At 64.4% G+C, this 7,124-nt stretch carries 5 protein-coding genes; 3 read left to right on the top strand and 2 right to left on the bottom strand.

All coding sequences use genetic code 11. From position 1 onward, the window contains the following. Together ACXJL8_RS28920 and ACXJL8_RS28925 are read right to left on the bottom strand one after the other, a co-directional pair. Positions 1 to 487, bottom strand: a 487-nt coding sequence (locus tag ACXJL8_RS28920; protein WP_456686018.1) for an IclR family transcriptional regulator, incomplete at its 3' end; no start/stop codon positions are given. Positions 488 to 692: 205 nt separating this feature from the next. Continuing rightward, entirely contained in the window at positions 693 to 2,822 is a 2,130-nt protein-coding gene (locus ACXJL8_RS28925; RefSeq protein WP_456622243.1) for an acetate--CoA ligase family protein, read from the bottom strand. A gap of 348 nt (positions 2,823 to 3,170) precedes the next feature. Between ACXJL8_RS28925 and ACXJL8_RS28930 the strand changes: the two genes are divergently transcribed. From ACXJL8_RS28930 to frc, 3 genes are all read left to right on the top strand, one after another. Continuing rightward, positions 3,171 to 3,863 (top strand): GntR family transcriptional regulator, encoded by a 693-nt coding sequence (locus ACXJL8_RS28930; RefSeq protein ID WP_456622296.1) that lies wholly within the window; start codon positions 3,171 to 3,173, stop codon positions 3,861 to 3,863. Positions 3,864 to 3,929: 66 nt separating this feature from the next. Next, positions 3,930 to 5,663, top strand: a complete 1,734-nt coding sequence (oxc, locus tag ACXJL8_RS28935; protein WP_456622242.1) for an oxalyl-CoA decarboxylase — start codon at positions 3,930 to 3,932, stop codon at positions 5,661 to 5,663. A gap of 66 nt (positions 5,664 to 5,729) precedes the next feature. Further along, positions 5,730 to 7,007, top strand: coding sequence for a formyl-CoA transferase (gene frc, locus ACXJL8_RS28940; RefSeq protein WP_456622241.1), 1,278 nt, complete (start codon positions 5,730 to 5,732; stop codon positions 7,005 to 7,007). The last annotated feature ends 117 nt before the right edge of the window (positions 7,008 to 7,124 follow it).

The raw sequence follows: 7,124 nt of genomic DNA on the forward strand, positions 1-7,124 counted from the left end.
CGCCTGACGTCACCATGGGGACGCGGCCGCCGACCTTGGTCAGCGAACGCATGATCTCCCGGCTTTCCATGCGGGTGAGCACGATGATGAATTCGTCATCGACGACGGCGAGATTGGCGGTCTCGCGGGTGAGATCGCGCRGCTTGCGCAGGTAAGGAATCGCCTGGGCGGTGAAATTGCGCCGCCGCGCAAAGCTCGCGCCGACCGTAAAGCTGCGGACGCCGACATGCCATTTGGATTCGGCCCGGTCGAACTGCACGAAGCGGCGGCTCTCCAGCGTCGCCAGCAGGCGGTGCACGGTCGAGGCCGACAGGCCGGTGCGGACGGCGAGGTCGCTGAGGCGATAGCCCTCGTCGTCCTCGGCCAGCGTTTCGATGATGGACAGCGCACGATCGACCGATTGCACGCCGCCGTCACGGCCCTCGTGGTCGGCCTCTGCGGGCGACCTGGGCTCAAACGATTTGCGCCGGATCACGTTCTTGCTCATCGCGACCTGACCGTTCTCCCTCGCCCTATTCTTTTTTCCCTCTCCCCGCTTGCGGGGCCGCGACGAGCTTCGCTCGCACTGAGAGGGTCAGGGTGAGGGGGAGTCTCCGCGAGGACGGTGACAGTTAGACTCGTGGAGAGTCCCCCTCACCCGAATTGCTTCGCAATTCGGCCTCTCCCCGCAAGCGGGGAGAGGCGAAGCAAGCTCAGAGCAGCCCTGCCCCGCGCGCCCATTTGTACTTGGCGCCGAGCACCTCGACCGGAAGCTCGGTGGAGTAGGCATAGGCCGGGATGCCGTTTTGGTAGAGATATTCGGCGGCTTCCTCGACCTCGACGTCGCCGGCGAGCGAGGCCACGATCGGCTTCACAAAGCCCTTGGCCTCCATCTCTTTCTTCACCTCGACCATGTTGCGGGCGAACACCATCGGCGGCGTCACGATGGTGTGCCAGTAGCCGAGGATCAGCGAATGGATGCGCTCATCCGACAGGCCGAGCTTGACGGTGTTGACATAGGTGATCGGCGGCTCGCCGCCGGTGATATCCACAGGATTTCCGGCCGCGCCAAACGGCGGGATGAACTTGCGGAAGGCCGCATCCAGATCCGGCGGCATCGACATCAGCGACAGGCCGTTGTCGACGCAGGAGTCCGACAGCAGCACGCCCGAACCGCCGGCGCCGGTGATGATCAGCACGTTCTCGCCCTTCGGCGTCGGCAGCACCGGCACGCCGCGGGCGAATTCGAGCAGCTGCCGCAAGCTGCGGGCGCGGATCACGCCGGACTGCGCCAGCACGTCCTCGTAGATCTTGTCGTTGCCGGCGAGCGCGCCGGTGTGCGAGGACGCCGCCTTGGCGCCGGCCGAAGTGCGGCCGGCCTTGAGCACGACGACCGGCTTCTTCTTGGAGACGCGCTTGGCGGCTTCCGCGAAGGCGCGGCCGTCCTTGAGGTCCTCGCAGTGCTGCGCGATCAGGTTGGTGTTGGGATCCTGCTCGAAGAAGGCCAGCAGATCGTCCTCGTCGATGTCGGACTTGTTGCCGAGGCCGACGATCGCCGAGACGCCCATCTTGGCCGAGCGCGAGAAGCCGATGATGGCCATGCCGATGCCGCCCGACTGCGACGACAGCGCCGCGTGGCCCTTGACGTCATAGGCGGTGCAGAAGGTCGCGCAGAGATTGGCGGGCGTATAGTAAAAGCCGTAGATGTTCGGCCCCATCAGGCGGATGTCGTACTTCTTGCCGACCTCGACGATCTCGGCCTGAAGCTCCGGCGCGCCGGCTTCAGCGAAGCCCGACGGGATCAGCACCGCACCCGGGATTTTCTTCTCGCCGCACTCGGTGAGCGCCGCCGCCACGAACTTCGCGGGGATCGCGAATACAGCCGTGTCGATCACACCCGGAACGTCCTTGACGCTCTTGTAGGCCTTGTAGCCGAGGATCTCGGTGGCCTTGGGGTGGATCGGATAGATGTCGCCCTTGTAGCCGCCGTTGATGAGGTTCTTCATCACGGAGTTGCCGATCTTGCCGTCCTCGGCGGAGGCGCCGACCACGGCGACCGCCTTCGGCTGCATGATGCGGCTCATGGCCGCGACGATCTCTTCGGTCGGGCGCGGCTTCGGCTTGGGCACATAGGCGAAGTCGACGACGATGCGCACGTCGGCCGCAATCGCGCTCTTCGCCGTCGCAAACACGGGATTGAGGTCGAGCTCGACGATCTCGGGGAAATCGGTGACGAGCTGCGAGACCTTGACGATGACGTCGGCGAGCGCCGTACGGTTCACCGCCTCGCCGCCGCGAACGCCCTTCAAAATCTCATGCGCCTGGATGCCGTCGAGCATCGAGAGCGCGTCTTCCTTGGTCGCGGGCGCGAGGCGGAAGGTAATGTCCTTCAAGACTTCGACCAGCACGCCGCCGAGGCCGAAGGCGACCAGCTTGCCGAACGAGCCGTCGGTGATCGAGCCGACGATGACTTCGGTGCCGCCGGCCAGCATCTGCTGCACCTGGACGCCCTCGATCTTGGCATCGGCCTTGTACTTCTTGGCATTGCCGAGAATGGTCTCGTAGGCCTTCTCGGCGTCTTCGGCCGTCTTGAGGCCGACGATGACGCCGCCGGCTTCGGTTTTGTGGAGAATGTCCGGCGAGACGATCTTCATCACCACCGGGAAGCCCATCGAGGAGGCCATTTTGCCGGCCTCGCCCGCCGACCTCGCCACGCCCTCCTTCGGCACCGGAATGCCGTAGGCGTCGCAGACCAGCTTGCCTTCAGGCGCCGTCAGGCTGGTGCGGTTGTCCGCCTTGGCCTGGTCAAGGACCTTGCGGACGGCGTCTTTGGAATTGGACATGTGGCTTCTCCCTTGACCTTCAGTTCTTGGTTTGCAAAGCGCGCGTGTCGCGGCTGCACGTGATGCTTGCCATTCGCCGCGCTCTGTTCCATGCGGCGGAACGGAGTGGCACAAACGCCGAGATTACTCCGCCGGTTTGGATCAAAAATGGCTGGCGATGGCATTTGGTATGCCAGAAGCCAACTTGTCAAGCTGTGGCATCGCTTAGAACGCTGCAAAAAATAGGCAGCTTGACATGCTGGCATGTGGTATGCCAAAAACTTTCCGGTTAATATTCCTGTAAAAGACGACTCCCACTGGAGGAGAATCGTCGTGTCACTGCGGAAACCAACCAAGGCGTTGCCGAACATGGCCGAGGCAGACATCGCAATCGTTCGTATTGCCCCGGAGAGCAGCTTCAAGAGCAAGGCGTATGACGCCTTGAAGGAAGCCATCCTCAAGATGGACATCTACTCGACGCCCGAGCCGGTCATGCTCGACGAGCGCGCGCTGTCCGAGCGCCTGGGTGTCAGCCGCACGCCGATCCGCGAAGCGATCGCGATGCTCGAGCAGGACGGCTTCGTGAAGACGGTGCCGCGCCGCGGCATCATGGTGGTGCGCCGGACCAAGAGCGAGATCGTCGACATGATCCGCGCCTGGGCGGCGCTGGAGAGCATGGCCGCGCGCCTGATCACGACGACCGCACGCAAGAAGGACATCACGGCGCTGCGCGACTTCTTCAAGGACTTTGGCAAGGACCGTCTGCCCGAGGATCATGTCGAGGAATATTCGCGCGCCAACATCGCCTTCCACCAGGCGCTGATCTCGCTGTCGGAATCGCCGGTGCTGGTCGATCTCACCAACGACCTGCTGCTGCATGTGCGCGGCTACCGGCAATTGACGATCGGACGGAAGGATCGCACCGCGACCTCCCTGCCCGAGCATCTCGGCATGATCGAAGCACTCGAAGCGCGCGACACCGAACTCGCCGAGAAGCGTGCGCGTGACCACACGCTTGGGCTCGCCGCCTACGTCGAGGCACACGGCCAGGAACTGTTTTAACTAGCAACTTCACCAGAAGGGCGAACAATTCGCCCCAACGACCTTGAGACCAGGGAGACAAGGCCCATGCTGAATACCGCGACCAAGTCCGAAGCACCGGGCACCGAGCAGGAATTGACGGATGGCTTCCATCTCGTCATCGACGCGCTCAAGCTGAACGGCATCAACACCATCTATAATGTGCCGGGCATCCCGATCACGGATTTGGGCCGGATGGCGCAGGCCGAAGGCATCCGCGTGATCTCGTTCCGCCACGAGCAGAACGCCGGTTACGCGGCCGGCATCGCTGGCTACCTCACCAAGAAACCCGGCGTCTGCCTCACGGTCTCGGCGCCCGGCTTCCTCAACGGTCTGACCGCGCTCGCGCATGCCACCACCAACTGCTACCCGATGATCCTGATCTCGGGCTCGTCCGAGCGCGAGATCGTCGACCTCCAGCAGGGCGACTACGAAGAGATGGACCAACTCGCGATCGCCAAGCCGCTGTGCAAAGCGGCCTATCGCGTGCTGCACGCCCAGGACATCGGCATTGGTCTCGCCCGCGCCATCCGCGCCGCGGTCTCGGGCCGTCCGGGCGGCGTCTATCTCGACCTGCCGGCAAAGCTGTTCGGCCAGGTGATGAACGCCGATGCCGGCCAGAAGTCGCTGGTCAAGGTGATTGATGCTGCGCCCGCGCAGATCCCCTCGCCCGCTTCGATCAAGCGCGCGCTCGACGTGCTCAAGAGCGCGAAACGTCCGCTCATCATTCTCGGCAAGGGCGCGGCCTACGCGCAGGCCGACGAGGAGATCAAGAGCTTCGTCGAGAAGAGCGGCGTCCCCTTCCTGCCGATGAGCATGGCCAAGGGCCTGCTCGCCGACACGCATCCGCAATGCGCCGGCGCGGCGCGCTCGACGGTGCTGAAGGAATCCGACGTCGTGCTGCTGATCGGGGCGCGGCTGAACTGGCTGCTCTCGCACGGCAAGGGCAAGAGCTGGGGCGAGGCGCCCAAGAAGTTCATCCAGGTCGACATCGAGCCGAAGGAAATGGACTCCAACGTCGAGATCGTCGCGCCTGTCGTCGGCGACATCGGCTCCGTCGTCGCGGCGTTCAACCAGGCGATGGGTTCGAGCTGGACCGCGCCGCCGGCCGAATGGACCAAGGCCATCGTGTCCAAGCGTGAAGAGAACGTCGCCAAGATGGCGCCGAAGCTCATGAACAACAAGTCGCCGATGGACTATCACGGTGCGCTCGGCGTGCTGAAGAACGTCATCAAGGATCATCCCGAGGCGATCCTCGTCAACGAGGGTGCCAACACGCTCGACCTCGCCCGCGGCGTCATCGACATGTACAAGCCGCGCAAGCGCCTCGATGTCGGCACCTGGGGCGTGATGGGCATCGGCATGGGCCAGGCGATTGCGGCGGCGCTGGAGACCGGCCACCCCGTGCTCGCGGTGGAAGGCGACTCGGCCTTCGGCTTCTCCGGCATGGAGGTCGAGACCATCTGCCGCTACAACCTTCCGATCTGCGTCGTCATCTTCAACAATGACGGCATCTATCGCGGCACCGACGTCAACAGCGTCAACGCCGATCCGGCGACGACCGTGTTCGTCAAGGGCGCGCGCTACGACAAGATGATGGAAGCCTTCGGCGGCGTCGGCGTGAATGCCACCTCGCCCGACGAGCTCAAGCGCGCCGTCAACGAGGCGATGGCCTCGGGCAAGCCGACGCTCATCAACGCGGTGATCGATCCGGCTGCCGGCTCTGAGAGCGGCCGTATCGGCAACCTCAATCCGCAGAGCGTCTTGCAGAAGAAAAAGTAAGTCCTCCCCTTCAACCCTTATTATTCCCTGCCGGATGCAGGGGCAGACAGAGTACGGAGCAACACGATGACCAAGGCGCTCGAGGGCGTTCGCATTCTCGACTTCACCCACGTCCAGTCCGGACCGACCTGCACGCAGCTGCTCGCCTGGTTCGGCGCCGACGTGATCAAGGTGGAACGCCCGGGCGTGGGCGACATCACCCGCGGCCAGTTGCAGGACATCCCGAACGTGGACAGCCTGTATTTCACCATGCTCAACCATAACAAGCGCTCGATCACGCTTGACACCAAGAACCCCAAGGGCAAGGAAGTCCTGACCGAGCTGATCAAGAAGTGCGACGTGCTGGTCGAGAACTTCGGCCCCGGCGTGCTCGACCGCATGGGCTTCCCCTGGGAGAAGATCCAGGCGATCAACCCCAAGATGATCGTCGCCTCGATCAAGGGCTTTGGCCCCGGCCCCTACGAGGACTGCAAGGTCTATGAGAACGTCGCGCAGTGCACCGGCGGCGCGGCTTCCACCACTGGCTTCCGCGACGGCCTGCCGCTCGTCACCGGCGCGCAGATCGGCGACAGCGGCACCGGCCTGCACCTGGCGCTCGGCATCGTCACCGCGCTCTATCAGCGTACGCATTCCGGCAAGGGCCAGCGCGTCACCGCGGCGATGCAGGACGGCGTGCTCAATCTCGCGCGCGTCAAGCTGCGCGACCAGCAGCGTCTCGCGCACGGTCCGCTCAAGGAATACAGCCAGTTCGGCGAAGGCATTCCGTTCGGCGACGCAGTGCCGCGCGCCGGCAACGATTCCGGCGGCGGCCAGCCCGGCCGCATCCTGAAGTGCAAGGGCTGGGAGACCGACCCCAACGCCTACATCTACTTCATCACCCAGGCCCCGGTCTGGGAGAAGATCTGCGACGTGATCGGCGAGCCGACCTGGAAGACCGACCCGAACTTCGCCAAGCCGGCGGCGCGCCTGCCGCGCCTGAACCAGATCTTCGGCCGCATCGAGCAGTGGACGATGACCAAGACCAAGTTCGAGGCGATGGAGATCCTCAACAAGGACGACATCCCCTGCGGCCCGATCCTGTCGATGAAGGAGATCGCCGAGGACCAGTCGCTCCGCGCGACCGGCACCGTGGTCGAGGTCGACCACCCCACCCGCGGCAAGTACATCTCGGTCGGCAACCCGATCAAGCTGTCGGATAGCCCGAGCGACGTGGAGCGCTCCCCGCTGCTCGGCGAGCACACCGACGAGATCCTGCGCAGCGTGCTCGGCTTCAGCGACCACCAGGTCGCCGAGATCCACAAGTCCGGCGCGCTCGACCCGCCGCAGAAGCAGGCCGCGGAGTAAGCGGGTTAACCAGATGCACGAAAGGCCGCCGGTTCCGGCGGCCTTTTTTGTTGGCGGCGAGAGCGACTGCGTCCCGCAATCGGCACGCTTCCCGCGCTGGACCAGCCAACGTGGAAT

Source organism: Bradyrhizobium sp. P5_C11_2 (assembly GCF_054049755.1).